Below are 26,158 nucleotides of genomic sequence, written 5' to 3'. Positions count from 1 at the left end.
GGCTCCCGCGGTGGGGCCGGACCCGGGGCATGTGCCACACGGCCGGACCCAGAGTATCGAAGAGAGGTTCCACAGCGGTACACCCCGTGGGCCTTCCGTCTGGTGTGTTGCCGGTTCTGGCCGGAATCCATGCCGGAATCGGATCGGAATGCGCCGTGGAATTGACACAAAAGTGTCAGTCGAGAACGACGCAGGGCCGACCCCCGAAAGGGTCGGCCCGGCGTTCGGTCGCGGGTCAGTCGAGCAGGCCGAGGCGCTGCGCGGCGGTCTCCGGGTCGATCGGGACGATCTGCGGCTGCGGCGCGCCGGCCACCGCCCAGTCCGGGTCCTTGAGGCCGTTGCCGGTCACCGTGCAGACGATCCGCTGGCCCGGGTCGACCAGGCCGGCCTCCGCCTTGGCCAGCAGACCGGCCACCGAGGCGGCCGACGCGGGCTCCACGAAGACGCCCTCCTGCGAGGCCAGGAGCCGGTAGGCGGACAGGATCTGACGGTCGGTCACCTTGTCGATCAGGCCGCCCGACTCGTCCCGCGCGGCGAGCGCGTAGTCCCAGGATGCCGGGTTGCCGATCCGGATCGCGGTGGCGATGGTCTGCGGCTTGAGCACCGGGGCGCCGTCCACGATCGGGGCGGAGCCGGCGGCCTGGAAGCCCCACATCCGCGGGGTGCGGGCGGCCAGGCCGTCCGCCGCGTACTCGCGGTAGCCCTTCCAGTACGCGGTGATGTTGCCCGCGTTGCCGACCGGCAGGACGTGGATGTCCGGCGCGTCGCCGAGCATGTCGACGATCTCGAAGGCCGCGGTCTTCTGGCCCTCGATGCGAACCGGGTTCACCGAGTTGACCAGCGCCACCGGATACTTCTCGGACAGTTCACGCGCAAGGGTGAGGCAGTCGTCGAAGTTCCCGTCCACCTGAAGGATCTTGGCGCCGTGGACCAGCGCCTGGCCCATCTTGCCGAGGGCGATCTTGCCCTGCGGGACCAGCACCGCCGACACCATCCCGGCCCGCACCGCGTAGGCGGCGGCGGAGGCCGAGGTGTTGCCGGTGGAGGCGCAGATGACGGCCTGGGCGCCGTCCTCCTTCGCCTTGGAGATGGCCATCGTCATGCCGCGGTCCTTGAAGGACCCGGTCGGGTTGGCGCCCTCGACCTTGAGGTAGACCTCGCAGCCGGTGCGCTCGGAGAGCACCTGGGCGGGAACCAGCGGGGTGCCGCCCTCCAGCAGCGTGACCACCGGGGTGGCCTCGCTGACCGGCAGGCGGTCCCGGTACTCCTCGATCAGGCCGCGCCACTGGTGGGTGTGGGTGCCTCTGGCCGCGTTCTCGGCAACGCCGCTCATCATCTGTTCCTACTCCCCTTCGACCCGCATGATGCTGGCCACGTCGCGCACGCTGTCCAGTGCGCGGAGCTTGTCCACCGTCGCCGACAGGGCGGCGTCGGTGGCCCGGTGGGTGACCACGACGAGCGAGGCGTCGCCGTCGCGGCCCTGCTGGCGCACGGTGTCGATGGAGACCCCGTGCTCGGCGAAGACCGACGCGACCTGGGCGAGCACGCCCGCGCGGTCGTCGACGTCCAGGCTGACGTGGTAGCGGGTGACCACCTCGTCCATCGGCTTGGCCGGCAGCTGCGTGTACACCGAGTTGCCGGGGCCGGTGGCACCGGCGAGCTTGTTGCGACAGACCGCGACCAGGTCGCCGAGGACCGCCGAGGCGGTCGGCGCGCCGCCCGCGCCCGGGCCGTAGAACATCAGCCGTCCGGCCGCCTCGGCCTCGACGAACACCGCGTTGTACGCCTCGCGGACGGACGCCAGCGGGTGCGACAGCGGGATCATCGCCGGGTGGACGCGCGCGGTGACCGACTCGCCGTCGGCCGCCCGCTCGCAGATCGCCAGCAGCTTGACCACGCAGCCCATCTTCTTGGCGGAGGCGATGTCGGCGGCGGTCACCTCGGTCAGGCCCTCGCGGTAGACGTCCGCCGCGGTCACCTTGGTGTGGAAGGCGATGCCGGCCAGGATCGCGGCCTTGGCGGCGGCGTCGAAGCCCTCCACGTCGGCCGTCGGGTCGGCCTCGGCGTAGCCGAGCGCGGTGGCCTCCTCCAGCGCCTCCGAGTAGCCGGCGCCGGTGCTGTCCATCTTGTCGAGGATGAAGTTGGTGGTGCCGTTGACGATGCCCAGCACCCGGTTCACCCGGTCACCGGCCAGCGACTCGCGCAGCGGGCGGATCAGCGGGATCGCACCGGCCACCGCGGCCTCGTAGTAGAGGTCCACGCCGGCCTCGGCCGCCGCCGCGTGCAGTTCGGTGCCGTCCTTGGCGAGCAGCGCCTTGTTGGCGCTGACCACCGAGGCGCCCTGCCGGAACGCCGACAGGATGAGGTGTTTGGACGGCTCGATGCCGCCCACCACCTCGATCACCACGTCGATGTCGCCCCGGTTGACCAGGGCCTCGGCATCGGTGGTGATCAGGTGGTCGGGCACGCCCGGCCGGGGACGGCCCGCCCGGCGGACCGCGACACCGACGAGCTCGACCGGCGCGCCGATGCGCGCGGCGAGGTCGGCGGCGTCTGTCGTCATGATGCGCGCCACCTCGGAGCCCACCACACCACAGCCCAGCAACGCCACCTTCAGCGGCCGCGTACGCATCATCCGACTCCGCTCTGCATTCATCGTGCTTCGGTTCGTCCGGCGGGATTTCATGCCCCCGCCGGACCTTCGGTCCGTACCAGTCTCCGGGACTTTCCGTACGGATCTACGGTCGTTCCATGATCTGAGACAAGGATTTCGTCATCCGATATCGAGACGCAGGAGATCCTCCTCCGTCTCGCGCCGGACGATCACCCGGGCCGCACCGTCCTTGACGGCCAGCACGGGAGGCTTCAGGGCGTGGTTGTAGTTGCTCGCCATCGAACGGCAGTAGGCGCCGGTGGCGGGCACCGCGATCAGGTCGCCCGGGGCCAGGTCGGCCGGCAGGAAGGCGTCCCGGACGACGATGTCGCCGGACTCGCAGTGCTTGCCGACCACCCGGACCAGCATCGGCTCCGCGTCGCTGGTGCGCGACACCAGGGCCACCGAGTACTCGGCGTCGTAGAGCGCGGTCCGGATGTTGTCGGACATTCCGCCGTCCACGCTGACGTAGGTCCGCAGGCCCTCCAGCGGCTTGACCGTCCCCACCTCGTACAGCGTGAAGGCGGTCGGGCCGACGATCGCCCGGCCCGGCTCGACCGACAGCCGCGGCACCCGCAGGCCCGAGGCGTCGCACTCGCGGCGGACGATGCCGGCCAGCGCGGCCGCGATCTCGGCCGGCTCGCGCGGGTCGTCGTCGCTGGTGTAGGCGATGCCGAGGCCGCCGCCGAGGTCGATCTCGGGCAGCTCGACACCGTGCTCGTCGCGGATCTCCGCCAGCAGGCCCACCACCCGGCGGGCGGCCACCTCGAAGCCCGCGGTGTCGAAGATCTGCGAGCCGATGTGCGAGTGGATGCCGCGCAGCTCCAGGCTCCCGCCGTGGGCGAGGACCCTGCGGACCGCCTCGGCGGCCGCGCCGCCGGTGAGCGAGAGGCCGAACTTCTGGTCCTCGTGCGCGGTGGCGATGAACTCGTGGGTGTGCGCCTCGACGCCGACCGTGACCCGGATCAGCACCTGCTGGCGCACGCCCTGGCGGGCGGCGATCGCGGCGAGGCGCTCGATCTCCTCGTAGGAGTCGACCACGACGTGGCCGACGCCCGCCTTCACGGCCTGCTCCAGCTCGTGGACGGACTTGTTGTTGCCGTGCAGCGCGATCCGCTCGGCGGGCATCCCGGCGCCCAGCGCCACCGCCAGCTCGCCCGGGCTGCAGACGTCGAGGTTCAGCCCCTCCTCGTGCAGCCAGCGCACGACCGCCTTGGAGAGGAACGCCTTGCCGGCGTAGTACACGTCCGCGTCGTCGCCGAAGGCGTCCCGCCAGGCGCGCGCCCGGGAGCGGAAGTCGGCCTCGTCCAGGACGTAGGCCGGGGTGCCGAACTCGGCCGCGATCCGGTTGACGTCGAGGCCGGCGACGGTGACGACGCCGTCGGCACCGCGGGCGACCGTCTCCGACCAGACCTTGGGGTCGAGCGCGTTCAGGTCGGCCGGCGGGGCCTGGTAGTGGCCCTCGGGGAGCACGTCACCGTGCCGGGGGCCTGCGGGGTGTGCGGAGCGACTCATGTCCCTTGTGTCCTTGACCTATGGCGAGGGGCGGCGACGGTCCCCGTTGACCGTCCGCCGCCCCCGCTGTGCGCTTGGGGGTGGTGCTACATCCGCTCGGGCGCCGTCACGCCCAGGAGCGTGAGGCCGTTGGCCATGACCGTGCGGGTGGCCTCGACCAGCCAGAGCCGGGCCCGGTGCGTGTCGTTGAGCTCCTCGTCGCCCTTGGGCAGGAACATGCAGTTCTCGTACAGGCGGTGGTACTTGCCCGCGAGGACCTCCAGGTACCGCGCGACCCGGTGCGGCTCGCGCAGCTCGCCCGCCGTGGCCAGGACCTTCGGGAACTCGCCGAGCACGCCGAGGATGTCGTTCTCCCACTGGGTGACGAGCAGCTCGGGTTTGAAGTCGGCGGCCGCGCCCTTGTCGACGCCGAGCTCGACGGCCTTGCGCGCGACACCGCACATCCGCGTGTGGGCGTACTGGACGTAGTAGACCGGGTTCTCGTTGGTCTGGCTGGTCAGCACGTTGATGTCGAGCGTGATGGTGGAGTCGGTGGGGGTACGGCCGAGGGTGTAGCGGGCCGCGTCCACGCCGATCCAGTCGACGACGTCGTCGATCGTGATGATGTTGCCGGCCCGCTTGGACATGCGGACCTCCTCGCCGTCGCGAATCATCTTCACGAACTGGCCGATCTTGACCTCGATGTTGCGGTCCATGTCGTCGCCCGCGCAGGCCGCGATGGCCTTGAGGCGGTTGACGTAGCCGTGGTGGTCCGCACCCAGCATGTAGACCGAGACCTCGGAGCCCCGGTCCCGCTTGGAGAGGTAGTACGCGGCGTCGGCGGCGAAGTAGGTGGTCTCGCCGTCGGCCTTGACCAGGACGCGGTCCTTGTCGTCACCGAAGTCGGTGGTGCGCAGCCAGATCGCGCCGTCCTGGTCGAAGACGTGGCCCTGCTCGCGCAGCCGCTCGATGGCCTTCTCTACGGCGCCGGAGTCGTGCAGCGACTTCTCCGAGAACCAGACGTCGAAGTGGGTCCCGAACTCCTCCATCGAGCGCTGGATCTCGGCCACCATGAGCTTGAGGCCCTCGACGCGGAAGGCCCGGAGCTGCTCGGCGTCGGGCAGGTCGAGCACGCCCGGGACGCCGTCCACGATCGCCTTGGCGATGTCCGCGACGTACTCGCCGACGTAGCCGTCCTCCGGCACCGGCAGCCCGTTGGCGGCGGCCTTCAGCGAGCCGGCGAACTTGGAGATCTGCACGCCGGCGTCGTTGAGGTAGTACTCGGTGGTGACGTCGGCCCCGGTGGCGCGCAGCACCCGGGCCAGCGAGTCGCCGACGGCGGCCCAGCGGACGCCGCCGATGTGGATCGGGCCGGTCGGGTTGGCGGAGACGAACTCCAGGTTGATCTTCAGGCCCTTGTGGGCGTCGTTGTGCCCGTACGTGGCGCCGGCCTCGACGATGGTGCGGGCCAGCTCGCCCTGGGTGGCGGCGTCGAAGGTGATGTTCAGGAAGCCCGGCCCGGCGATGTCGACCTTGGCGACCCCGGGCAGCTCTCGCAGGCGGGCGGCCACCAGGTCGGCCACGGCTCGCGGCGGCCGGCCGGCCGACTTCGCGAGCTGGAGGGCCACGTTGGTCGCGTAGTCGCCGTGGTCCCTGTTCTTGGGCCGCTCGACCGTCACGTGCTCGGGCACGGCGACGGCCAGCTCGCCCGCCTCGACGGCGGCGCTCACTGCGGCCTGGACTGCCTGGGAAAGCTCTGCGGGGGTCACGACGCCAAGCGTAGGCGAGGTGGGAGGGGCGTCCGCCACTCGGTTTGCCGGTCGAGACGCCCGGGCGCCGTGCTCAGCCCCGATCGATACCGTCTGTTCGCTGAGGGCGAAATCCAGCCGCCTCCCCGGCGCCGTCGCCCAGCTCCCTCAACCGCCGCACCAGCGCGACCAGGTCCGCCGGATCGAAGGGCTTGCCCAGGTAGCCGTCCACCCCGACCGACTCCCCCAGGTCCAGGTCCGCCGGCGTGCAGGCGCTCACGATCGCGATCGGCAGCCGCCGCGTGCCCGGCGCCGCCCGCAGCCTGGCCGCCGTCCGCAGGCCGTCCAGCCGCGGCATCACCACGTCCAGCGTCACCACGTCGGGCTTCACCCGGCGGACCACCTCCAGGCACTCGGCACCGTCGGCGGCGGTCACCACCTCGAAGCCCTCAAGCTCCAGGTTGACCCTGATCAGCTGACGGATCACCTCGCTGTCGTCCACCACGAGGACCCGCCCGGACACTCCCGACACCTCACCGAGGGTATCGGCGGGCCCGCCGCCCCGTCCGGCCTTTCCGCACTTCCGCTCCCCCCTGGCCGCCCCCTGTCCGCCCCCTCCCGCCCCGCCGACCCCACCGGTCCCCCGACCCGTCACCCCGCCTCCCGCCCGACCCCCCGTCCGACCTCCTGCGAAACCCGTGCACGGAGCACGGCCGGAGCCTGGTAATGTTCTCCACGTCGGAGCGAAGGCGACGACAACAAGCAGGCCCCCGTAGCTCAGGGGATAGAGCACCGCCCTCCGGAGGCGGGTGCGCAGGTTCGAATCCTGCCGGGGGCACTTCGCAAGAAGTGCTGAACAGGCCCAGGCCAGCGGTAAGTTACCGCGGGACTGGGCCTGATTCGTTTTCAGGACGCGCGGTGGGGCGGGGGCTTCATGGGCAGGCGCCGCTACGTGGCCAGGGGCGTGCCGGGCGGCTACCGGATCCGGGACAACAAGGTGCAGCGGTGGTGGGGTGACCACTACGAGCTCTGCCCGGACGACCTGCTCGTCGAGCTGAACGGCGCGGCGAACCCGGCCCGGCTCACCGCCCTGCTCAAGCGGTACCGGTCCCTGAAGCGCTAGTCGGGGCCGCTCCGGGCGGGGTGCGGATCCGGGTGGGGTGCGGATCCGGGTGGGCGGTCGGGGCCTGTCAGGGCCGGTCGGCGGTGTCGGCCAGGCGGTCCATCAGACGCGCGGCGAGGCGGAGGACCTCGCGTTCGGTCTCGGTGAGGGCCTCCAGGGCGTCCGCCAGCCAGGCGTCCCGGCCCGCCATGTCGTGGGCCAGCGCGGTACGGCCGTCCGCGGTGAGGTGGAGGACGGACTGGCGGCGGTCCCGCTCGTCCGGGACCCGGCGGAGCAGGCCGTCGCGCTCCAGTTCGGCGAACACCCGGGTGAGCGACTGCGGCTGCTGGTGGTCGGCCGCGGCGAGCGCCCCCGGCGACATCGGGCCGTACCGGAGCAGGTGCCCGAGCACGCTCAGCTTGTTCAGGCTGAGGCCCTCCCCCGCACGCTCGGACCGCAGTCGGCGGGCCAGTCGGGTGGTGCCCTGGCGGATCTCCGCCGCCTCGCTGAGCCATGGCTGGTCGATCTCCATATTGCTACGCTAACACTTACCACTTCGCGTGGGAGAACTCCGTCGGTTCCTCGGTCAGCGTCAGCAGGCAAGGGAGAAATCCGTACGTGATGAGTAAGTATTTCTCCGGGTTACGCCGGGCCGTCCGCTTCGACCCGGGGCTGCTGCTGCTCCGCGAGACCGCCGTCACCACGGCCGCCATGCTGGCCGCCTACGGCTCCGCGCTCCTGATCGAGCACCTCGCGCACCTGCGGGTCGACGTGGTCGTCCAGGCCGTGGTGCTGGCGGCCACCGCCGCACGGGTCCAGCTCACCGCCGACCGGTACGACCGGCTGCTGGGGCTCGCCGTCCTGCCGGCCGCCGCCGCGGGCGCCGCCGAGGTCGGGCGGCTGATGACCCTCCACCCGAACCTCGGCGACGTCCTCTTCACCCTCGGGACGGCGCTGCCGATCTGGGTCCGCCGGTTCGGCCCGCGAGCCGGGCGGGCGGGCGGCCTGCTGGTGCTGCCGCTGATCGCCCTGCTGGTCATGCCGCCGGACGCCGGGCCGCTCCCCGGCCACGACCACACCCTGTGGGTCGCGTTGATCGCGCTGGTCTCCGGCGCCTGGGTGGCCACGGCCCAGGCCGTCGCCGTCCGGACCGGGCTGGTGCCCGCCCCCGTCCGGCCGCCCGCACCGGCCCCGGAACCGGCCGACCCGGGCGGCGCGGCACCGGAACCCCGACCGGCGGCCCGGTGGCGGCCACTCGTCCACACCCGGATGGCCCTCCAGATGGCGGGCGCCGTGGGCGGGGCGTTCCTCGCCGGGCGGGCCGTCTGGCCGGACCACTGGGCCTGGGTGGTGCTCACCGCGTTCATCGTGTGCAGCGGCGCGCGCGGCCGGGCCGACGTCCTCTTCAAGGGACTGCTGCGGGCGGTCGGCGCGGCTGCGGGCACGGTCGTCGCCACGGCCGTCGCGGGCTCCTTCGGCCCGCACGAGGACGCCGCCGTCGTGCTCATCTTCGCGGTCCTGGCGCTCGCCACCTGGCTGCGCGAACTCAGCTACGCCTACTGGGCCGGGTGCGTCACGGCCGTGCTCTCGCTGCTGTACGGGTGGTTCGGCCAGGGCTCGGACGACCTGCTGCGCACCCGGCTGGCGGCGATCGGCCTCGGCGCGGCCGTCGGCATCGCGGCGGCCTGGCTGGTCCTCCCGCTCCGGACCCGGGACGTGCTGCGGCGGCGCACCGCCGACGCGCTGGCCGCGCTGACCGACCTGCTGGGTGTCGCCGGTACCGACCGGCCCGCCCTGCTGCGCGGCCGGGCGCGGTTCGCGTACGGCGTCGAGCAACTCGGGCTGATGGCCCGCCCGCTGCGGGCCGAGCGGAGCGCAGGCCGGCTGACGCGGCGGCTGACCGGGCGCGGGGGCGGGTCGCCGGCCGACCGGCCCTACCGGGCGGACGTGGTGGACGCCGTCAGCGCCTGCGAGGCCCCGCTGCGCGTGCTGGTGGACGGGGCGGTAGCCGACCCGGCGCTCTGGTCGGATCCCCGGGTGGCCCGGCTCAACCGGGCGGTGGCGGCGAACACCGCGGCGGTCCGGCGGTCGATCGGACGCCGTCCCGGAGCGGGCTACCAGGCGGTCCGCGCACGGATCCCCCGACAGGCCGGGGAGGTGCCGACGGGCACTCCCGAGCAGCTGCGGATGCTGGCGGCGCTGCTCACCGTCGACGACGCGCTCGGCACCATGGCCGGCGTGTTCGGCGACCCACCTCCGGCTCCGCCCGAGGACGGGGGCGCCGCCGAGCCGGGGGCCTCCTGACGCTCCACCCCGCCGGAGGACTCCGACGGGGCGAGGAGGGCGGTTCGGTCAGCGGGGTATGCGGTGGCGGCCCCGGGGGTTCTGTCGCTGGTAGGGGTGGGGGCGGGTTTCGGGGCTGAAGTGGCCGGCCTGGCGGGCGATCCAGGCGTATTCGGTGGTGCCGTCGGGGTGGTGGCGCAGTTCCCAGCGGCCGTGGCGGGTGATGGGGGGTGGGGGTGGGGTGTCCTCGATCCGCAGGCTCGTGACCACGCCGACGACGACGGTCGCGAGGGCGAGGGCGAGGAGGACGGCGAAGGCGGTGGCGACGAGGTAGTCGGTCATCGGAGGTATCCGAGGTGGTGGGCGAGGCTTTCGAGGAGGTCGCGGGCCTGGGCGCGGGTGAGGGGGACGGCGAGGTGGTCGCCGGGGGCGGCGTTGATGTCGAGGTCGACGGGGAAGCGGAGCTGGAGGTCGGCGTCGGGGACGGACTCGACGGTGAGGTAGGGGACGGTGGTGCGCTCGATGTGCGGGCGCGGGATGGGGACGACGACGCCCATCGTGGGGCGGCCCCTTCCCGAGGGGGGCGGGGTCGGTCGACGGCTCACGCGGCGGCGTCCAGCTCGAACCAGACGCGCTTGCCCGACTTGCGGGGGTCGGCGCCGAAGCGGTGGGTGAGGGAGCGGACGAGGTGGAGGCCGCGTCCGGAGAGCTCGTAGGGGTCGGCGGAGGTGCGGGGTTCGGGGAGGGTGGGGCTGTCGTCGGCGACGGAGACGCGGACGGTGCGGGTGGGGAGGAGGACGACCACGACGGTCGGGGCCTGGCAGCCCGCGTGGCGCCAGGCGTTGACGTACAGCTCGTGGAGGGCGAGTTCGGCGTCCGCGATGAGGTCGTCGGGCCAGGAGGAGAGGGTGAGCGCGGTGCGCAGCTCCTCGCGGGCGGCGGACCAGTCGGGCGGGTTGAAGGCACGCATGGGGAACCTCCGAGTGAGGTCGTGCGAGTGGGGAGGAGAGGCGAGGACGGAGACGTCACCGTGAGCCAGGCCCGGCCATGGCTGCTCTGCGGTGCAAGAGGGCAGCAGGCACCTACCGCCCGGATGAGCAAGCGTTACTGACGATCCGTCGGATTGCCATGAGGCAGACCCTAGCCCATGTCGCCACAGATTTGTGGCGCAGATCGGGAAGTTCCCTCTACCGTGGTATCCGGCCCGGATGGACCCGCTCACTGTGAGCGCGGCACACTGGCCCTGCGCTATCCAGAGAGGACGCCATGGCCCTTCGCTCCAACCCAACTCTTCGCCAACGCAGGCTCGGCACAGAGCTGCGGCGGATGCGGGAGCAGGCCGGCTTCGGAGGCAGTCAGCTCGCTCGCGACCTCGGTATCAACCCCGCTCACGTGACACAGATGGAAGCAGGGAAGACCGGCATCAGTGTCGAGCGGCTGCACACCATCGCCGCACTGTGCATGTGCGTCAATCAACCCTTGATCGACGCTCTCGCCGACATCATCACAACGCGAGGGAAGAGTGGGTGGTGGGAGGAGTATCGCGGAGAGCTCGCCACGGACTTCCTGGACGTGGCGGAGCTGGAATCTGATGCGCGGAGGCTCGTCACCTACACAACCACCTTCGTTCCTGGGCTGCTTCAGACGGCCGCCTACGCCTCGGCTCTCTTCTCCCAGGCATACCCGCCCCTACCTCCCCACGAGGTCAGACTCAGAACGTCCTTCCGCATGAGAAGGCAGCTCATGGTGCAATCCGGCGCCACGTCGTTCTGTGCGTTCATACACGAGGCAGCCCTGCGGATGCAGTTCAGTGGGCCGAAGGACCTCACCGAACAGCTCGAAGCGCTTCTCATCGAATCAGAGCGTCCGAATGTCTCCCTCCGAGTCGTTCCGTTCGGAGTCGATTCCGTCCCGAGCCCGAGCGAGAACTTCACATACGCGGAGGGACCCGTCGTCGACCTGGACGCCGCACAGATGGACACCGGCCACGGTGGCCAGCTCTTCGACGCGCCCGCGCACCTGGCGAGATTTCGTGCGCTCATTGCCCAGATGGAATCCTCAGCGCTGTCCGAGGAAAAGTCCCGAGACCTCATCCAGTCCATCATGAAAGAAAGTGAACGCAAGCATGGCTAGCCAGACCTGGCAGAAGTCCAGCTACTCCGCAGCAAACGACAACTGTGTTGAGGTGCGTGCTGTAGGCGGGCTGGTCGAACTCCGGGAGTCCGATGACGGCGAACTCATACTCCGCACCACCGCCGCCACCTTCGCCGACCTCCTCCGCACCATCAAGGCCGGCGAACTCGACCACCACGCCTGAGCATCGGCGGCCCCCTGAACAGGCAGGGGGCCGCCCCTTCGCCCCTACCAAATCACCGCAGCAACCCCGCCCACTCAAGAAGTCGGCCGGACCGACTTCCTGCGCGCACCAGTCTGCCGCGTCAAGCGCGGATCCGTCGGCGGGAGCTCGTCGGTCGGTCCCGGGCGGTGTGGCATGTGGACTCCGGAGCTCCTGTTCGAAGTCAGGCCAGTTTCCAGTGCCGGAAACACAAGCCTCTTGCCTGCACCCCGGTCACCTCGGGAACATCGTCATGACACCGGGCGAGCGGGAGGCACCAGTGAAGCTGACGCGGCTTGTAGGTTCCTGCGACGAAGGCGATTGCCCCACGCTGTACTTGACGGACCGGGGCACACTCGCCGTCCAGGGTGAGCGAGTGACTGAGCACGACCTCCGGATTCCGGCTCATGAGACGCTGGTCGAAATCCCCGTCGAACTCATCCGAGAGGCGATCCGTGACAACCTCATCTAGGACCCTCGGCGACTGGTTCTCGGAGTTCGACCATGAGGCCTTCCGGCTGGAGACCTTGGACGACTACAGCCAGTCGGGCGGAGTGGACGCCTACCGGGCGTTCCTCGCCGGCGAGGAGCAGCCGGAGGCGTACAGGACGGCCGGCTGGGTCGGGACGGTGGCCGACGCCACCCAGTCCGGTAAGCGCATGTACCGGGTTCACATCCTCGCGCGCCCGCTCACCGACTACCTCCGGTTCGAGCTCGCATGGGGGTACCACCGGAACATGGCGGCCGGCGAGGAGTTCTACATCCTCGACACCACCGACCAGGAGAACCCCGTTCCGGAGGCGCCGGACTTCTGGCTGTTCGACAACGACGCCGTGGCGGCGATGAGCTACGACGACAACGGGAAGTACCTCGGGCTCGAATTCCTTGACAGCAGCAGGCTCGCCGAATTCAAGGCGTACCGCGATCTCGCGATGGCACGCTCCGTACCGTTCACCGAATGGTGGGCACAGTACAGCGAGTGAACAGATCACGGCTCGGGGCGGCACTGCGGGAACTCCGGAAGGCTTCCGGCAAGGAAGCCAAGGCGGTGGCCCGTGGCGCTGTCATGTCTCCGAGCAAGTTGAGCAAGATCGAGACCGGCAAGGTGTCGCCCGCCATCGTGGACGTGGAGCGCATCCTCACGGCCATAGCCGTCTCGGACGAGGTCAAGGCCGAGTACATGGACGCCGCGCGGGCAGAGGCCACGGAAGCGACGGCGTGGCGTCTGATCCGGCGCCTGGGCCACTACCGCAAGCAGCAGCAGATCAAAGCCCTGGACGACTCCACCCAGTTGCTTCGCGTGTTCCAACCTTCCCTTGTCCCCGGCCTGTTGCAGACCCCGGAATACGCGCGAGCGGTGTTCGGGAGAAGAGATCTCAGCGAGGAGCAGTTGTCGCGGGCCGTCGCAGCACGACTGGCAAGGCAGCAATCTCTCTACGACACCACCAAGACCCTGCGATTCGTCATGACCGAGCCTGTTCTCCGGTGGCGCCTGGTGCCTGCCGCCATGATGGCCGGGCAGCTGGACCGCATCATTTCCGTATCCCGCCTGTCCCATGTGGATATTCGGATTGTGCCACTGGCCGCACCTCAGACCGATGTGCCGGCGCACTCCTTCGTCATCCGAGATGATCGCATGGTCACGGTCGAAACCATCCATGCCGAGGTAGTGGTCACCGACCCGCGAGACACTGAAACGTACGTCCAGAAATTCGATGGATTCGCAGCCAGAGCTTTGTCCGGCGATGATATGCGGCGCATGGTCGAAGGAATTCGGGACGAGTTCTTGAGGGAACAGGAAATCACCTCGTAGCACCTGCCTTTCGCCCATACATTGGTGGCCAGCCCGACAACAGGAGCCACCGCCTGGCTCCTGGCGACGACAGGAGCCAATACGTTGCAGCACTTCGACCTGTACGAGATCGAGATCCCGCCGGACGCGGCCGCATACAGGGCCTGTGGCGGCAACCCGCAGTCGGAGCACGAGACCTGCGCGACCCTGCGCGAGGTGCCGGGTGTTGACGGCGGGCTGTGGGTGATGGGTGACACCAAGCGGCCCGGTGCGGAACTGAGGTTCAGCACCGCCGAACTGGCCGTTGCCGGTATCGACCCGGCCCGGTTCGACACGGCGGTCTGACACTCTCCGGGCACGAATCGGCCCCGCTCCCAGTGGAATCGGGAGCGGGGCCGGCTCATTCACCAACGGTAGGCGCGAATGGATCACTGGCACAGGCCCGGCCTGCACTGGCACTGCTACACCTGGGTGGGCGGCAGGCGCCCCGAGGACACCGAACGACGGCCGCCCGCATTCCAGAACGGCGCCCGCTCGGTCTGGCACAGCCCCGCCCCGCCGCTGGAGGTCATGCACTGGCTGGCCAAACCGGCATCCCAGATCGGGCACACCACCGACGACCCAGCCGATGCCCTCGTCTGGCTCGGCAAGCAGCTCGCCGAAGCCCCCGCCCTGGACACCGACCTCTCACCCGCACTCCGCCTGAAGCACGCCGATGCCTTCCTCCGCAGCTATCCCCACGACGTGGTGTGGAACTACTGGACACCCGGCCGGCAGCTCCGGGCCACCGCCGCCGTCTCCTGCCCCCGAATCCACAGTCCGACCTCCGAGCCTCCCCCGCCCTGCCCCGGTCGGCAACGGTGATCCCCCGCGCAGGAAGTCGGCCGGACCGACTTCCTGTGCGAGGGATCGCGCCGCAGGGGCCGGACTTCGAGAGGAGTCTCGAAGCCCGGCCCCCGTTCGGGCCCGCCGGTCAGCCCCCGGCGGGGCCGAGCACCCGGTCGAGGAAGGCGGGCAGCCCGCGCTTCACCCCACCGAACGCCTCGTGGCCGGCCCGGTACCGCTGCCAGCGCACCGGGTGCCCCCAGTCCGCCAGCACGTCCCGCACCTTCGCCCCGCTCTGCTCCGGGATCACCCAGTCGAACGCGCCGTGACCGATCCAGACCGGCAGGTCCGCCGCGACCGCCGACCGGCGGGAGGCCAGCAACGGGACGGCCTCCTCCGGGAGGAACGGCGCGTACAGCGCCAGCCCGGCCAGCCGCTGCGGGTACCGCAGGGCCAGCACCAGCGACATCAGCGCCCCCTGCGAGAACCCGGCGACCACCGTCCGCCCGGCTCCCACCCGGGCCGTCTCCTCGTCCAACACCGCGCGCAGCCGCCGCTCCACCGCGAGCACGCTCGGCAGCGACTCCGGACCGGGGTGGTCCAGCGAGAAGACGTCCTGCTGGAACCAGGCCCGCGCCGGATCGCCGGAGACCCGGCCGATCGGCCGCAGCGGCGCCCGCGGGAAGACCCCGCGGATCCCCGCCCGGTCCAGCCCCATCCGGTCGGCCACCTCGATCAGGCTCTCCGGCTCCTGACCGAGACCGTGCAGCCACAGGACGGTCGCACGGTGCCCGCCGACCGGCTCGATCACCTCGACCGGCAGGTCCACCGCGGGCACCGCCCTCCCGCCGCTCACCGGACCGGCGCCGGGCGCGGTCGTTCCGGGCGCCGGAAGACCATCGACGCGTACTGCCCGCCGAAGCCGAAGGAGTTCTTCAGCACCGTGCTCACCGGGCGCTCCACCGGGGTGAGCGAGGTCTTCACCGCGCAGGCCGGGTCGGGCTCGGTGCAGGTCACCACCGGTGGGATGACGCCCCGCCCGAGGGTGAGCGCCGCCGCCACCGTCTCCACCACCCCGGACGCGGCGGAGCCGTGCCCGGTGAGCGACTTCACCGCGCAGACGTCGAGTTCCGCCGTCCGCTCGCCGAACACCCGGTGCAGCGCCCGGGCCTCGGTGATGTCGTTGAGCTTGGTGGACGTCCCGTGCGCGTTGACGGTGTCGATGTCGTCCGGTGTCAGTCCGGACCCGGCGATCGCGGTGCGCATCACCCGCTCGACCATGCCGACCTGCGGCGCGGTGATGTGGGTGGTGTCCACCGCCAGGCCCCAGCCCCCGACCACGGCGTGCGTCTCGGTCACGCCCCGCCGGGCGGCGTGGGCCGCCGTCTCCAGGACCAGCGCGCCGGCCGACTCGTTGATCACCATGCCGGAGCGGCGCCGGTCGAACGGCATCGAGGAGTGGGCCGGGTCGCCCTTCCAGCGGGACAGCGCCATCAGCTGCCCGTACTGGGAGAGCACGTACTGGGTGTTGCGGGACACCGAGACCGCCACCACGGCGACCTCCACCCGGCCCAGCCGCAGCAGCCGGACCGCCTCGGCGATCGAGCGCAGGCCGCCCGAGCAGGTGGCCTCCACCCGGGAGGCGATCAGCGGGACGCCGAGGCGTCCGGCCAGTTCGACCGGGAAGGCCGAGTGGTCCGAGGCCTCCGCCGACAGCCGCCGGTTCCGCAGGTTCTCCAGCACGACGGCCGGGTCGTTCCCGATCCTCCGGTACCGCTCGCCGAGCTCCCGGAAGTGGACGGCGTAGTCCTGCGGGAAGGAGCCGCTCGGCCCGGGCCAGACCCGGGACCAGACCAGTCCGGCGGCCTCGCCGCCGATCGGGCCGGTGATCCCGGCGTCCCCGAGCGCCTGGTCCACCACGCAGTGCAGCAGGGTGTCGCCCCAGGTGCGGTCCGGGCCGCCCCAGCGTTCGGCGACCTCCTTCCGGACGTCGTCAGGGATGAGCCCGGCGGCCCAGCCGCAGGGCAGTCCGCCGAGGTCCATCCGGGTCTCGGCGACCACGCCCGACCGGCCGGCCAGGTTGGCCTCCCAGAAGTCCTCCACGGTCGCGCCGATCGGGGTGACCACGCCCATCCCGGTGATCACGATGTCGTCGTCCGTCATTGCTCCTCCTCCCGCCGTGCGTGGTGGTCGCCCGGGGCTCCCGTGACGCCGCCGAGCACCAGGGCGCCCGCCGAGGCGGTGCCCCGGCCGTGGTCGACCCCGGTGATCAGCGCGGTGCCCAGGCCCGGCACCGGGCGGGCCGTCCCGGTCACCGTGTCCGGGCCTCCCAACCGGGGGTCGGGACGCCGCAGCAGGCCGACCGGCGGCAGCTGGCCGCGCCGCAGCGACTCCACCGCGAGCGCGGTGTCGATCAGCGCCGAACACTCGGTGGCGAGGCCCAGGGTGCCCTTGCTGCTGGTCACCGGCACCGCGCCGACCTGCGGCAGGACGGCCGAGCACTCCTCCCGGTCGGCCGTCTGCGAGCCCGAGCCGTGCGCCCACCAGAGGTCGGGCCGGCCGCCGGACCGGCGGAGCGCCGCCCGCACCGCCAGGCCGGTCGCGCTCGCCCGGTCGGCGGCGACCACCGTCTCGCAGGCGAGCAGCCGGGCCAGGGCCCGGGGCGCCGGGGCGTCCGCCGGAGCGGCCCGCTCCAGCAGGACGGCGGCGGCGCCCTGGCCGAGCAGCGGACCGGCCCGGTCCTCGTCGAACGGGCCGCGGCCGGGGACGGCCTCGGTGCCGATCGGCTCGTCCCGGTCGAAGGAGGCGAGCGCGGTGACCGAGGACGGCGGAGCCACCCCGACCACCAGCACCCGCTCCAGCTCACCGCTCTCCAGCAGCCGCAGCGCGAGCGCCAGGGCGCCGAGGCCACCGGCCGCCACCTCGCCGTAGGCGGCGACGTTGGAGCCCCGGAAGCCGGTCGTCATGCAGACGAACTGGCCCAGCTGGGAGGGGATGCCGCGGATGTAGGAGTAGTCCGGCACCTCCTCGTAGAGCAGGGTGGCGAGGGGGCGCGGGTCGTCCAGGGCCATCCCGGCGAGTCTGGGCATCACGTCGCCCAGCTCGTCCCCGGTGCTGCCGACGGCCATCACGGTGCCGCCGCGCTCCGGGTCCCCCCAGCCGGGGTGGTCCGGGGCGTCCGGGTCGCGGCCGGCCTGCCGCAGGGCGAGCCGGGCCGCCTCGACCGCCCAGTAGGCGGCCAGGTTGGCGTACTTGCGGTTGTCCACCCAGGGCTTGCCGGGCGGCCACCCCACGGTGCCGCGGTCGACGGCGGCCACCGGCCAGGGCAGCGGCCCGTCCGAGTCGAAGAACGACCGGCCGGCGGCCATCGCGGACCAGAGCGGTTCGGTGCCCAGACCGGCCGGGGAGACCACCCCGGTACCGGTCACGATCACCTCGGACATGGCGACTCCCCCCTTCCCGGTGTCACTCCCCCACCCGCAGCGGACTGTTGAGGTTGCCCCAGAGCGCGTAGCCGCCGTCCACCGTGATGGTCTGCCCGACGATCCAGGCGGCCTCGTCCAGGCAGAGCATGGCGACCACGTCGGCGCTGTTCTCGGGGGTGGTCATCTGCCCCTCCGTCCACGGGGTGACCGAGAGCTCGTGCCGCACCCCGTGGTTGAAGTCGGGCCGGACGTTGAAGACGCCGGTCTGCACCAGGCCCGGGCGGACGCAGTTGGCGACGATGCCGTGCGGCGCCAGCTCGTAGGACAGGAACCGGGTGAGGTTCTCCAGGGCGGCCTTGGCGGCGCCGAGCAGACCGGCGCGCGGCACGATCCGGGTGGTGGTCGAGTTGGTGATGGTGATGAACCGGGCGCCGGGGCGGCCCTTCATCAGCGGCACCGCGTGCTTGGCCAGCAGCCAGGTGGCCCGGGCGTTGGTGTCCTGGACGAACTGCCACTGGCCGAGCGTGGCGTCCTCCAGCAGGGAGAACTTCGTGGCCGCGGCGTTCTGGACCAGGATGTGCAGGTCGCCGTGGGCCTCGGCGACCTCGGCGATCAGCTCCTCGGCGGCCTCCGCCTCGGACAGGTCGGCCCGGTGCAGGGTCACCTTGGCTCCCGCCGCGGTGAGTTCGGCGGCGAGCTCCTTCGCCGGTCCGCCGCGGTCGACGTAGTTGATCGCCACGGTGGCGCCCCAGGCCGCGAGCTTGCGGCTGATGCCGGCGCCGATGCCGCGCGAGCCGCCGGTGACCAGGGCCACCCGGCCCTCCAGCGGGCGGGGCGAGAGCGGCCCGGGCACCGGGGCCGGCGGGTGGTTCGCGGAGTCGTCGGTCATCGGTCTGTCCTCTCGCTGGTCCGGGCGGGGGCGGTCGTCGCCCGCGCCGGCTCGGTGGTGGTTCCCGGGGCGGCCGGGTCCGTTCGGGGGGTGAGCGCGACGGCCGCGGCCCGGCGCAGCACCACCACGCTCATCCGGCCGATCGCGTACACCCGGCCGTCCTCGTCGTGCACCCGCCGGGTGGACTCGACCAGCCCGAGCCGGTCGTCGATCTCGACGGCCCGGCCGGTCCGGGTGGTGAACCAGAACGGGGTGTCGGGGTAGAGCGGGCGGACGAAGTCCCAGGCCAGCGTCCGCAGGCCGACGACGGCGGCCGGCGAGCCGTGCTGGACGACCCAGCCGGAGGTGATCGAGTGGATGAAGCCGCCGGGCACGATCCGCCGGGTGCGGTCGAGGGCCCGGGCGAAGGCGTCGTCGTCGTGGACGGGGTGCTTCTCGCCCATCAGGTCGAGCAGGCGGTCGAGCAGGTCGCCGCCGAAGACCAGCGGACCGAACCGGTGGTCGGGCGCGCCCACCAGGTCCTCCCAGTACTTCACGCGGGCACCCCCGCCCGGCGCGGCCGGGCGCCGGCCGCGGCCCGCATCACCAGCCGGCCGCCGTCCACCGTGAAGGTCTGGCCCTGGATGTAGTCGGCCTCGTCCCCCGCCAGGAAGGCGACCAGGCCGGAGATGTCCTCGGGCAGGCCCCAGCGGGTGCCGGCGCCGTCCGAACCGAGCCGCTCGGCGACGGCGTCGGTCATCTCGGTGCGCACCTTGCCGGGGGCGACGGTGTTGATCCGGATGCCCTTGCGGCCGACCTCGACGGCCAGCGTGCGGGTGAGTGCCTCCAGCCCGCCCTTGGCGGCCGCGTAGGCGCTCTGGCCCGGGCCGGGGATCCGCACCGAGTTGGACGAGATGTTGACGATCCGGCCCCACCCCTGGTCGAGCATGACCGGGAGGACCTCCCGGCAGGCCAGGAAGGGCCCGGTCAGGTTGATCCGGAGCACCCGCTCCCAGTGCGCGGTCGGGGTGGCGGCGACCAGCCGGTCGTCGATTACGGCCGCGTTGTTGACCAGGACGTGCAGCGCGCCCTCCAGGTCGGCGATCCGCTCGACCAGGTCGACGACCTGCTTCTCGTCCGCGACGTCGGCGCGGTGGGCGACCGCCCGGCCGCCGGCCGCCGTGACGGCGGCGACGACGTTCCGGGCGGCCTCCTCGGCCTCGCGGTAGACCAGGTGCACGGTCAGGCCCTCGGCGGCGAGGCGGTGCACGACGGCCGCGCCGATGCCGCGCGAGCCGCCCGTGACCAGGGCGACCCGGCCGGTGCCGGACTCGGTCGAGGGCCGCTCAGACACGCTGGGCCGCCTCGACCACGGCCAGGATCGAGCCGACCGTGCGGCGGTGCTCGGCCGCGGTCTCGTTCCAGCTGTCGAGGTCGAAGTCGACGCCGAGCCTGCGGTTGATTTTCCGGGCCAGCTGAAGAAGGTCCAGGGAATCCAGCCCGAGGTCCTCGACCACCGAGTCGGCCTGGGTGATCGGCTGGTCTTCCAGGCCGGATTTGACGTCCTTGAGCAGCTCGACCAGGACGTTGAAATCGGCGTTTTCCGTGGGCGACATAATGCCTCCTCCGAGAGTTCCTAAATACCGCTGCGGACGCCGCCAATGCCAACAGACCGGTAAAGGCTGCCGCAAGAGCCACTCGGCCCGGCGGCGCCGGACAATCACGCCGGCCGGACGCCCGCCGGGCCCGGCTTCACCCAGGCCAGGGCGGCGGAATCCGTTCCGCCGCATTCCGGACGAATTGAATCAACGGCTCCCCGCAAGACACTGTGGTGGTATCTCCCACAACGCGGGACGATGCAAAGAAGAGGCAAAGGGCATTGACCTTGGTAGAACCCGGTGACTACCGTGGTCGCACCCATACGTGTACCACCCGGAACGTCATTCGAGGCGATTCACGACATCGCACCGCAGTCGGCTGGCCGAACCGGTCGGACCAGGTTCCGGCCGCTACCGGGAACACCGGCCGACCGGGCGGCACGCCGTGGGGAGGGCGGCAATGGCGCGACGCAAGAATGCGATGCCATCGGCGGCACCGCACTACGAACTGGCCCAGTGGCTGCGCGCCCTGCGCGCGGAGTCCGGCCTCACCTACCGGCAGATGGCCGGCCGGATCACCCGGTCCGGGTGCTCCTCGGCCACGCTGTCACGGGCCGACAGCGGCTCCGCACTGCCCCGGCTGGGGGTGGTCGAGGCGTACGCGGCGGCCTGCGGGGCCTCGGTCCGCGAGGCGCGGCAGCGCTGGGAGCGGGCCGCCACCGGAGCGGGCACCGCGACGGCCCGCGCCGACCGGCGGCCGGACCGGGCACCGCCGGGCGGCCGGGCCCGCCGGGTCGAGCTGGTCTACGAACCGGCCCACCTGCTGGAGGCCATGCACCGGCTGCGGCTGGCCGCCGGGCAGCCCTCGCTGCGCGAACTCCAGGAGCGGGCCCGGACGGGCGGCTTCGGGGCGCTGCCGCGCAGCACCCTGGCGGACGTCCTGGCCGGGCTCCGGATGCCCTCGGAGCCGCTCCTGGTCACCTACGTCCGCTGCTGCGGCATCCCCGGGGACCGGATCGCCGCCTGGCGCGCGGCCTGGTTCCGGGCGGTCGGTTGTTGCGGGCCGACGGCGGTGCCGTCCGCGGACGCCCGGGTGCGCTCACTCGGACTGCACCGGCGCCGCTACGGCGGTCAGGAGCCGGCCGCGGCGAGCGCCTCCGCGTAGAGGGCGGCGACGGTGTGGTCGAAGTAGGCGCTGTACGAGGTGTCGGGGGTGTCGCCGCCCTCCTGGTAGCCGCCGATGGTGCCGACGACCCGGCCGGTGGTGGTGGAGATCCACGGGCCGCCGCTGGTGCCGCCGGGGTAGTCGGGGCAGTCGACGACCCGCTGGTAGGCGCTGTGGCGGCCGGTCACGTTGGTGCAGAGGAGCGGCTCCTCGCTGCCGGACGGGTAGCCGTAGAGGCGGACGGTGGTGCCGAAGTCCTCGTCGGTGCCGAGCGGGTTGGCGCCGACCACCTCCTCGACCCGGTGGCCCGAGGCGTCGGCGGCGGTCTCCAGGACGGCGAAGTCCTCGTCCGGGTCGCCGTCCCGGGACCAGCCGGTGGTGGTGTGCACGGCGGTGACCCGCCAGGTGCCGTACGGGGCCCGGCCGTCGCGGTAGCCGGGGGCGAAGGTGACGCCGGCCGGGTCGTCCAGGCAGTGGGCGGCGGTGAGCAGCAGGTTGCCGGTGCTGCTGTGCAGCACGCTGGCGGTGCAGAAGTGGTTGCCCGGCCGGACGCCGCCGGTGAACAGTGCGCCGACGGTGGCCGCTTCGGCCGTGGCGGGCGCGACGGCGGTGGTGCCCGGCGCGGTCGCGGCCGGGGAGTCGCCGACCGGGGAGGTGCCGACCGGGGAGGGCGCGGCGGTGGCGTCCGTCGGTGCGGGCGGGTCGGTGGCGGCCGGGGAGGGCCCGGCGGCGTCGGCGGTCGCGGGGGCGGGCGAGGCCGCTCCGGTGGCGGCGGGGAGTCCGGGCGCGGCCGGGGCCGCGGTCGCGAACGCCGGGGCGGGCGGCCGGGCGGCGGTCGCCTCGGAGGTCGCTCCGTGGCTGCCCGCGAGGACGGCGGCGGCGGTGAGGACGGAGAGGGCCGTGGTGACCACCGCGGCGCGGGCCAGGAGGCTGCGGCGTGGTCGGTGGCGGCGGTGCTGGCCCATGCCCGGTCGGCTCCTGCCCTGGTCGGTGACGGTGGCGGCGGCGGTTCGAGAACGCTCCGACTATGGCGGTCGGAGCTGGGAGGGCGGTGATGCACGGCTGGGAGCCGGATGAGAATTCAGCCGGTCGCCGCCACCCGGCCGCCCGCGACCGCCGGATCGCCCGCCGCCCCGCCCCCGCCGGGGAGGCGGGGGCGGGGCGGGGTGGACGGGAACCGGGCCGGGCCGCCGGAGGGTGACTGCGTGACCTCGCGGCGGGCCCGGGCGGGACCGGGATCAGGAGGCGCGCTGCCGCGGACCCGGCGCCTGCGCGCCCGCCGTGGCGGTGGCCTCGGCGGCGCCGCCCGCCTCGCCGGCGGCCTCACCCGGCGCAGGCCGGTGGTCGATCATCAGGAACGCGATCAGCGCGGCCACCAGCAGGATGCCCATCGCGACCCAGGTGGCCACCACGTAGCCGTGCACCGCGCCCTGGGCCTGGACCCCCGGATCGGCCGAGATCCGGGTGGCGAGGTAGCTCGCGGTGGCGCTGGCCGCGATGGTGTTGAGCAGTGCGGTTCCGAAGGAGCCTCCCACCTGCTGGGCCGAGTTGATGGTGGCCGATGCGGCGCCCGCCTCGCTGGGCGCGACGCCGAGGGTGGCCAGGCTCATCGACGGCATGAAGACCAGGCCCATGCCGAAGCCGAGCAGCAGTTCGGCGGGCAGCACCATGCCGGCCCACGGGCTGTCCACCTTCATCTGGGTCAGCCAGGCCATGCCGGCGGCGGCGAGCAGGAGCCCCGGCCCGATCAGGTTGCGGGACGGCACCCTCGTCATCAGCCGGGCCGCGAACCCGGTGGAGGAGATGACGATGGCCGCCGTCATCGGCAGGAAGGAGACGCCGGACATCACCGGCGAGAACCCCTTGATGACCTGGAGGTAGTAGGTCAGGAACAGGAACAGGCCGAACATCCCGATCATGGCCAGGCCGATCGAGAGCGCGCCGCCGCCGCGGTTGCGCTCGGCGACGATGTGCAGGGGCAGCAGCGCGTGTTCGGTGCGCTTCTCGACCAGGACGAACACCACGAGCAGGACGACGCCGAGGATCAGCGAACCCAGCACCAGCCAGTCGCCCCAGCCCCGGGTCACCGCCTCGGACGTGCCGAACACGATGGCGAGCAGGCCGCCGCAGCCGAGCACCGCACCGGGCAGGTCGAGTTTGATCCGCCGGCCCTTGCCGATGTGGTCGCGGGAGAGCACGGAGAAGGCGGCGAAGGCGGTGACCACCGCGATCGGGGTGTTGACGAACAGGCACCAGCGCCAGTTCAGGTACTCGGTGAGCAGCCCGCCGGCGAGCAGGCCGATCGCGGCGCCGCCGCCGGCGATCGCGCCGAAGATGCCGAAGGCGGTACTCCGTTCCTTCGGGTCGGTGAACGTGGTGGAGAGCAGCCCCAGGGCCGAGGGAGCGAGCAGCGCGCCGAAGGCGCCCTGGAGGGCGCGGGCCCCGAACAGCATCTCCGGACCGGTCGCGGCGCCGCCGATCGCGGAGGCGAGGGCGAAGCCGAGCAGGCCGACGGTGAAGACGCGTTTGCGGCCGAAGAGGTCGCCGAGCCGGCCGCCGAGGAGGAGCAGACCTCCGAACGCCAGCGTGTAGGCGGTGATCACCCACTGCCGGTCGGCGTCGGATATGCCGAGGTCCTTCTGGGCCGACGGGAGGGCGATGTTCACGATGGTGATGTCGAGGACGATCATCAACTGGGCGATCGCGATGACCGCCAGGGCCCACCAACGGCGGGGGTCCGGCGTCTCATGACGGGTGGCAGCAGTGGAAGACACTGGGGGAGCCTTTCCGGAGGGGTGCGGAGAGGTCACGCAGTCGACTTCCAGCCAAACGCGCGTTCGGGCGGATGGCAAGGAAAAAGCTCACCAAATAGGGTGAAACAGGACCAAAGAACCAGAGGTGCGGGACCGGAGGACGAGCGGCTCCCGGGCCGGAGGACGGACGCCCCGGGCCGGACGCCGACCACGTGCTCCGGACGGCCCGAGGACCCGGGAGACCTCAGGGCCGGACGGCCCGGGGCCGGAACGTGCGGGGCCCCCGGGGCTGACACCCCGGGGGCCACCGAGCGGTCCCGCGCCTCGGGCGCGGGGTCCGCCGCGCCTACAGCGCCGACAGCTCCGCGACCAGGTCGTCCAGGCCCAGCGAGCCCTGCGACAGCGCCGCCATGTGCCACGCCTTGAGGTCGAACACCTCGCCGCGCGCCTCGTGCGCCGCCCGGGCGGCGGCCCGGCCCCGCAGCCAGGCGCGCTCGCCCAGCTTGTAGCCGATCGCCTGGCCGGGCATGCCCAGGTAGCGGACCAGCTCGCTGTCCAGGAAGTCGGCCGACAGCCCGCAGTACAGGCCGAAGAACTCGCGCGCGGCGTCCGGCGCGACCGGCTCGCCCGCCCGGTACGGCGAGTCGGCGGGGAAGTCGAGGCCGGCGTGCATGCCGATGTCGACGATGACCCGCAGCGCCCGCATCATCTGGGCGTTGAGGTAGCCGAGCCGGTGGCCCGGGTCGGTCAGGTAGCCCAGCTCGTCCATCAGGCGCTCGGCGTACAGCGCCCAGCCCTCCAGGTTGGCGCTCACCCCTCCGACGCTGACCTGGTAGGTGGAGAGCCGGTCGGCGACGTAGCTCCACTGCGCGAGCTGCAGGTGGTGGCCGGGAACGCCCTCGTGGTACCAGGTCGAGACGAGGTCCCACTGGGGGAAGCGCTCGCGGCCGAGGGTGGGCAGCCAGGTGCGGCCGGGGCGGGTGAAGTCCAGCGAGGGGGCGGTGTAGTACGGCGCGGCGGCGCTGCCGGCCGGGGCGATCATCGACTCGACCCGGGTGATCGGCTCGGCCAGGTCGAAGTGGGTGCCCTGGAGGTCGGCGATCGCCCGGTCCATCAGGCCCTGGAGGTAGGTGCGGGCGGCCTCGGCGCCGTGCAGCGCGGGGCCGTCGCTCTCCAGCCACTTCATGGCCTCCATCGGGGCGGCGCCGGGCCGCACCTTCTCGGCCTCGGCCTGCATCTGGGCGTTCAGGTCGTGGAACTCCTCCCAGGCCCACGCGTACGCCTCGTCGAGGTCGAGGTCGGCGCCCGTCCAGTAGCGGACCCAGCGGGCGTAGCGCTCACGGCCGGCGGTGTCGGAGACGTCGGCGGCGGCCGGACCGTAGACGTCGCGCAGCCAGTCGCGCAGCTCGGCGAGCGCCCCGGCGGCGGCCACGGCGTGCTCGGCGAGGCCCGCGCGCAGCGCCTCGGGGGCGTCCTGGACCAGCTCGCCGAACCAGCCGCCGGGCACGTCGCCCGCCAGCCACTCGCCCAGCTGGCCGGCCACGGTGGTGACCTGGCGGGGGCCGGAGAGCAGGCCGCGCCGGATGCCCTCGTCGAGGGTCTCGCGGTAGCCGGTGAGCGCGGCCGGTACCCGGGCGAGACGGCGGCCGAGGACCTGCCACTGCTCCTCGGTGTCGGTGGGCATGAGGGTGAAGACCTCGCGCACGTTGTGCACCGGCGAGCCGAGGTTGCGCACCGCCCGGTAGACCTCCCCCGCGTCGTGCACGGCGAGCTCGGCGGTGAGCCGCTCGCGCAGCAGGCGGGCGCAGCGCCGTTCGGCCTCGTCCCGGGGGGTGCCGGCCGCCTCGGCCGCGTCCAGCGCCGCCTCGGCCGCGTCGAGCCGGGCGAGGGTGCGGCGGCCCAGCGCGGCGATCGTCTCGGCGCCGGCCGGGGAGAGGTCGGGAAGGCGGTCGTCCTCGGGGTTGAGTCCCAGGTACACCGCGGTCAGCGGGTCGAGCTCCGCGAGCTCCCGCACGTGGTCGTCCGCGATACGGCGGGGGGTGGTGCCGTCGGAGGTGATCAGTTCAGCCATCCGGACATCATTTCGCGGCCGGAGCCGATTGCAAGCCCCTGACGAG

Annotated in this window: 29 protein-coding genes and 1 tRNA gene; 11 read left to right on the top strand and 19 right to left on the bottom strand. The window is 72.5% G+C overall.

Annotated elements, in window-relative coordinates:
- Window positions 1–235: 235 nt before the first annotated feature.
- The 5 genes from thrC to ACFWIC_RS13480 form a co-directional block, all read right to left on the bottom strand.
- Window positions 236–1,333 carry a threonine synthase gene (gene thrC, locus ACFWIC_RS13500; protein WP_329883207.1) on the bottom strand — a complete coding sequence of 366 codons (1,098 nt, stop codon included), beginning with the start codon at window positions 1,331–1,333 and terminating at the stop codon, window positions 236–238.
- Between the two features lie 9 nt (window positions 1,334–1,342).
- Entirely contained in the window at window positions 1,343–2,635 is a 1,293-nt protein-coding gene (locus tag ACFWIC_RS13495; RefSeq protein WP_329948552.1) for a homoserine dehydrogenase, read from the bottom strand.
- 138 nt (window positions 2,636–2,773) lie between these two features.
- Entirely contained in the window at window positions 2,774–4,168 is a 1,395-nt protein-coding gene (gene lysA / locus ACFWIC_RS13490; RefSeq protein ID WP_329883029.1) for a diaminopimelate decarboxylase, read from the bottom strand.
- An 86-nt stretch (window positions 4,169–4,254) separates the two neighbouring features.
- A complete protein-coding gene (gene argS, locus ACFWIC_RS13485; RefSeq protein WP_380518321.1) occupies window positions 4,255–5,916 on the bottom strand; it encodes an arginine--tRNA ligase in 1,662 nt (553 codons plus the stop codon).
- A 73-nt stretch (window positions 5,917–5,989) separates the two neighbouring features.
- Entirely contained in the window at window positions 5,990–6,418 is a 429-nt protein-coding gene (locus ACFWIC_RS13480) for a response regulator (RefSeq protein ID WP_380358329.1), read from the bottom strand.
- Between the two features lie 243 nt (window positions 6,419–6,661).
- Here ACFWIC_RS13480 and ACFWIC_RS13475 point away from each other — a divergent pair.
- A tRNA-Arg gene (locus tag ACFWIC_RS13475) sits at window positions 6,662–6,733 on the top strand.
- Window positions 6,734–6,829: 96 nt separating this feature from the next.
- The gene (locus tag ACFWIC_RS13470; protein WP_380518318.1) at window positions 6,830–7,018 is read left to right on the top strand and encodes a hypothetical protein; all 189 of its coding nucleotides are present in this window, start codon (window positions 6,830–6,832) and stop codon (window positions 7,016–7,018) included.
- 67 nt (window positions 7,019–7,085) lie between these two features.
- Here the strand turns inward: ACFWIC_RS13470 and ACFWIC_RS13465 are convergent, their stop codons facing one another.
- A complete protein-coding gene (locus ACFWIC_RS13465; protein WP_329948555.1) occupies window positions 7,086–7,529 on the bottom strand; it encodes a MarR family transcriptional regulator in 444 nt (147 codons plus the stop codon).
- An 89-nt stretch (window positions 7,530–7,618) separates the two neighbouring features.
- Here ACFWIC_RS13465 and ACFWIC_RS13460 point away from each other — a divergent pair, with 89 nt between their 5' ends.
- Window positions 7,619–9,301, top strand: coding sequence for an FUSC family protein (locus ACFWIC_RS13460; protein WP_380518315.1), 1,683 nt, complete (start codon window positions 7,619–7,621; stop codon window positions 9,299–9,301).
- Window positions 9,302–9,349: 48 nt separating this feature from the next.
- On the opposite strand, the gene ACFWIC_RS13455 is transcribed toward ACFWIC_RS13460, so the two are convergent.
- Genes ACFWIC_RS13455 through ACFWIC_RS13445 form a run of 3 tightly spaced genes read right to left on the bottom strand, consistent with a single transcriptional unit; the run spans window position 9,350 to window position 10,250 of the window.
- Entirely contained in the window at window positions 9,350–9,622 is a 273-nt protein-coding gene (locus tag ACFWIC_RS13455; RefSeq protein ID WP_380518312.1) for a hypothetical protein, read from the bottom strand.
- On the bottom strand, window positions 9,619–9,837 hold the full coding sequence (locus ACFWIC_RS13450; protein ID WP_329883036.1) for a hypothetical protein: 219 nt from the start codon (window positions 9,835–9,837) through the stop codon (window positions 9,619–9,621). Before ACFWIC_RS13450 ends, ACFWIC_RS13455 begins: the two co-directional genes overlap by 4 nt.
- A 44-nt stretch (window positions 9,838–9,881) precedes the next feature.
- A complete protein-coding gene (locus tag ACFWIC_RS13445) occupies window positions 9,882–10,250 on the bottom strand; it encodes an ATP-binding protein (RefSeq protein ID WP_380518309.1) in 369 nt (122 codons plus the stop codon).
- A 296-nt stretch (window positions 10,251–10,546) separates the two neighbouring features.
- Between ACFWIC_RS13445 and ACFWIC_RS13440 the strand changes: the two genes are divergently transcribed.
- The 7 genes from ACFWIC_RS13440 to ACFWIC_RS13410 all read left to right on the top strand — a co-directional run bounded on the left by ACFWIC_RS13440 (window position 10,547) and on the right by ACFWIC_RS13410 (window position 14,271).
- A complete protein-coding gene (locus ACFWIC_RS13440) occupies window positions 10,547–11,413 on the top strand; it encodes a helix-turn-helix domain-containing protein (RefSeq protein WP_380518306.1) in 867 nt (288 codons plus the stop codon).
- The gene (locus ACFWIC_RS13435) at window positions 11,406–11,597 is read left to right on the top strand and encodes a DUF397 domain-containing protein (RefSeq protein ID WP_380518303.1); all 192 of its coding nucleotides are present in this window, start codon (window positions 11,406–11,408) and stop codon (window positions 11,595–11,597) included. The genes ACFWIC_RS13440 and ACFWIC_RS13435 overlap by 8 nt, the downstream gene beginning before the upstream one ends.
- A gap of 298 nt (window positions 11,598–11,895) precedes the next feature.
- Window positions 11,896–12,087, top strand: a complete 192-nt coding sequence (locus ACFWIC_RS13430; RefSeq protein ID WP_329952293.1) for a hypothetical protein — start codon at window positions 11,896–11,898, stop codon at window positions 12,085–12,087.
- Window positions 12,071–12,598 (top strand): DUF6879 family protein, encoded by a 528-nt coding sequence (locus tag ACFWIC_RS13425; protein WP_380518300.1) that lies wholly within the window; start codon window positions 12,071–12,073, stop codon window positions 12,596–12,598. Before ACFWIC_RS13430 ends, ACFWIC_RS13425 begins: the two co-directional genes overlap by 17 nt.
- Entirely contained in the window at window positions 12,595–13,428 is an 834-nt protein-coding gene (locus ACFWIC_RS13420) for a helix-turn-helix domain-containing protein (RefSeq protein WP_380364699.1), read from the top strand. Before ACFWIC_RS13425 ends, ACFWIC_RS13420 begins: the two co-directional genes overlap by 4 nt.
- 84 nt (window positions 13,429–13,512) lie before the next feature.
- A complete protein-coding gene (locus ACFWIC_RS13415; RefSeq protein ID WP_380364697.1) occupies window positions 13,513–13,752 on the top strand; it encodes a DUF397 domain-containing protein in 240 nt (79 codons plus the stop codon).
- Between the two features lie 78 nt (window positions 13,753–13,830).
- Window positions 13,831–14,271 (top strand): hypothetical protein, encoded by a 441-nt coding sequence (locus tag ACFWIC_RS13410; RefSeq protein ID WP_329883044.1) that lies wholly within the window; start codon window positions 13,831–13,833, stop codon window positions 14,269–14,271.
- A 109-nt stretch (window positions 14,272–14,380) separates the two neighbouring features.
- Here the strand turns inward: ACFWIC_RS13410 and ACFWIC_RS13405 are convergent, their stop codons facing one another.
- Genes ACFWIC_RS13405 through ACFWIC_RS13375 form a run of 7 tightly spaced genes read right to left on the bottom strand, consistent with a single transcriptional unit; the run spans window position 14,381 to window position 20,141 of the window.
- Window positions 14,381–15,070 carry an alpha/beta fold hydrolase gene (locus ACFWIC_RS13405; protein WP_329883045.1) on the bottom strand — a complete coding sequence of 230 codons (690 nt, stop codon included), beginning with the start codon at window positions 15,068–15,070 and terminating at the stop codon, window positions 14,381–14,383.
- A gap of 14 nt (window positions 15,071–15,084) precedes the next feature.
- Entirely contained in the window at window positions 15,085–16,395 is a 1,311-nt protein-coding gene (locus ACFWIC_RS13400) for a beta-ketoacyl-[acyl-carrier-protein] synthase family protein (RefSeq protein WP_329952230.1), read from the bottom strand.
- Complete coding sequence (locus tag ACFWIC_RS13395) at window positions 16,392–17,675, bottom strand: beta-ketoacyl synthase N-terminal-like domain-containing protein (RefSeq protein WP_355402173.1); 1,284 nt, start codon at window positions 17,673–17,675, stop codon at window positions 16,392–16,394. The genes ACFWIC_RS13400 and ACFWIC_RS13395 overlap by 4 nt, the downstream gene beginning before the upstream one ends.
- A 22-nt stretch (window positions 17,676–17,697) precedes the next feature.
- A complete protein-coding gene (locus ACFWIC_RS13390; protein WP_329883048.1) occupies window positions 17,698–18,546 on the bottom strand; it encodes an SDR family oxidoreductase in 849 nt (282 codons plus the stop codon).
- Window positions 18,543–19,082 (bottom strand): MaoC family dehydratase, encoded by a 540-nt coding sequence (locus ACFWIC_RS13385; protein WP_329952232.1) that lies wholly within the window; start codon window positions 19,080–19,082, stop codon window positions 18,543–18,545. Before ACFWIC_RS13385 ends, ACFWIC_RS13390 begins: the two co-directional genes overlap by 4 nt.
- The gene (locus ACFWIC_RS13380) at window positions 19,079–19,879 is read right to left on the bottom strand and encodes a 3-oxoacyl-ACP reductase family protein (RefSeq protein ID WP_329883050.1); all 801 of its coding nucleotides are present in this window, start codon (window positions 19,877–19,879) and stop codon (window positions 19,079–19,081) included. Before ACFWIC_RS13380 ends, ACFWIC_RS13385 begins: the two co-directional genes overlap by 4 nt.
- Window positions 19,872–20,141 (bottom strand): phosphopantetheine-binding protein, encoded by a 270-nt coding sequence (locus ACFWIC_RS13375; RefSeq protein WP_329883051.1) that lies wholly within the window; start codon window positions 20,139–20,141, stop codon window positions 19,872–19,874. Before ACFWIC_RS13375 ends, ACFWIC_RS13380 begins: the two co-directional genes overlap by 8 nt.
- Window positions 20,142–20,583: 442 nt before the next feature.
- Here ACFWIC_RS13375 and ACFWIC_RS13370 point away from each other — a divergent pair, with 442 nt between their 5' ends.
- Window positions 20,584–21,288 carry a helix-turn-helix transcriptional regulator gene (locus tag ACFWIC_RS13370; protein WP_329952233.1) on the top strand — a complete coding sequence of 235 codons (705 nt, stop codon included), beginning with the start codon at window positions 20,584–20,586 and terminating at the stop codon, window positions 21,286–21,288.
- Here ACFWIC_RS13370 and ACFWIC_RS13365 read toward each other — a convergent pair.
- The 3 genes from ACFWIC_RS13365 to ACFWIC_RS13355 all read right to left on the bottom strand — a co-directional run bounded on the left by ACFWIC_RS13365 (window position 21,255) and on the right by ACFWIC_RS13355 (window position 26,112).
- Window positions 21,255–22,253 carry a trypsin-like peptidase domain-containing protein gene (locus ACFWIC_RS13365; RefSeq protein WP_380518292.1) on the bottom strand — a complete coding sequence of 333 codons (999 nt, stop codon included), beginning with the start codon at window positions 22,251–22,253 and terminating at the stop codon, window positions 21,255–21,257. The two genes, ACFWIC_RS13370 and ACFWIC_RS13365, sit on opposite strands and share 34 nt — an antisense overlap.
- 273 nt (window positions 22,254–22,526) lie before the next feature.
- On the bottom strand, window positions 22,527–24,062 hold the full coding sequence (locus tag ACFWIC_RS13360; RefSeq protein ID WP_329952235.1) for an MFS transporter: 1,536 nt from the start codon (window positions 24,060–24,062) through the stop codon (window positions 22,527–22,529).
- Window positions 24,063–24,387: 325 nt separating this feature from the next.
- Entirely contained in the window at window positions 24,388–26,112 is a 1,725-nt protein-coding gene (locus ACFWIC_RS13355; RefSeq protein WP_329883055.1) for a DUF885 domain-containing protein, read from the bottom strand.
- Between the last annotated feature and the right edge of the window lie 46 nt (window positions 26,113–26,158).

It is taken from the genome of Kitasatospora sp. NPDC127035, assembly GCF_042726075.1.
Lineage (GTDB): Bacteria > Actinomycetota > Actinomycetes > Streptomycetales > Streptomycetaceae > Kitasatospora.
Note: the sequence above shows the minus strand (reverse complement) of the source record. Positions and strands in the feature narration are given on the sequence as shown.

Coding starts and splice junctions, on each gene's coding strand:
- ACFWIC_RS13390 (WP_329883048.1), bottom strand. CDS start 18,546: ATGACCGACGACTCCGCGAACCACCCGCCGGCCCCGGTGCCCGGGCCG.
- ACFWIC_RS13460 (WP_380518315.1), top strand. CDS start 7,619: ATGAGTAAGTATTTCTCCGGGTTACGCCGGGCCGTCCGCTTCGACCCG.
- ACFWIC_RS13445 (WP_380518309.1), bottom strand. CDS start 10,250: ATGCGTGCCTTCAACCCGCCCGACTGGTCCGCCGCCCGCGAGGAGCTG.
- ACFWIC_RS13365 (WP_380518292.1), bottom strand. CDS start 22,253: ATGGGCCAGCACCGCCGCCACCGACCACGCCGCAGCCTCCTGGCCCGC.
- ACFWIC_RS13495 (WP_329948552.1), bottom strand. CDS start 2,635: ATGATGCGTACGCGGCCGCTGAAGGTGGCGTTGCTGGGCTGTGGTGTG.
- ACFWIC_RS13370 (WP_329952233.1), top strand. CDS start 20,584: ATGGCGCGACGCAAGAATGCGATGCCATCGGCGGCACCGCACTACGAA.
- ACFWIC_RS13440 (WP_380518306.1), top strand. CDS start 10,547: ATGGCCCTTCGCTCCAACCCAACTCTTCGCCAACGCAGGCTCGGCACA.
- ACFWIC_RS13410 (WP_329883044.1), top strand. CDS start 13,831: ATGGATCACTGGCACAGGCCCGGCCTGCACTGGCACTGCTACACCTGG.
- ACFWIC_RS13435 (WP_380518303.1), top strand. CDS start 11,406: ATGGCTAGCCAGACCTGGCAGAAGTCCAGCTACTCCGCAGCAAACGAC.
- ACFWIC_RS13375 (WP_329883051.1), bottom strand. CDS start 20,141: ATGTCGCCCACGGAAAACGCCGATTTCAACGTCCTGGTCGAGCTGCTC.
- ACFWIC_RS13400 (WP_329952230.1), bottom strand. CDS start 16,395: ATGACGGACGACGACATCGTGATCACCGGGATGGGCGTGGTCACCCCG.
- thrC (WP_329883207.1), bottom strand. CDS start 1,333: ATGAGCGGCGTTGCCGAGAACGCGGCCAGAGGCACCCACACCCACCAG.
- ACFWIC_RS13470 (WP_380518318.1), top strand. CDS start 6,830: ATGGGCAGGCGCCGCTACGTGGCCAGGGGCGTGCCGGGCGGCTACCGG.
- ACFWIC_RS13455 (WP_380518312.1), bottom strand. CDS start 9,622: ATGACCGACTACCTCGTCGCCACCGCCTTCGCCGTCCTCCTCGCCCTC.
- ACFWIC_RS13450 (WP_329883036.1), bottom strand. CDS start 9,837: ATGGGCGTCGTCGTCCCCATCCCGCGCCCGCACATCGAGCGCACCACC.
- ACFWIC_RS13355 (WP_329883055.1), bottom strand. CDS start 26,112: ATGGCTGAACTGATCACCTCCGACGGCACCACCCCCCGCCGTATCGCG.
- ACFWIC_RS13465 (WP_329948555.1), bottom strand. CDS start 7,529: ATGGAGATCGACCAGCCATGGCTCAGCGAGGCGGCGGAGATCCGCCAG.
- lysA (WP_329883029.1), bottom strand. CDS start 4,168: ATGAGTCGCTCCGCACACCCCGCAGGCCCCCGGCACGGTGACGTGCTC.
- ACFWIC_RS13395 (WP_355402173.1), bottom strand. CDS start 17,675: ATGTCCGAGGTGATCGTGACCGGTACCGGGGTGGTCTCCCCGGCCGGT.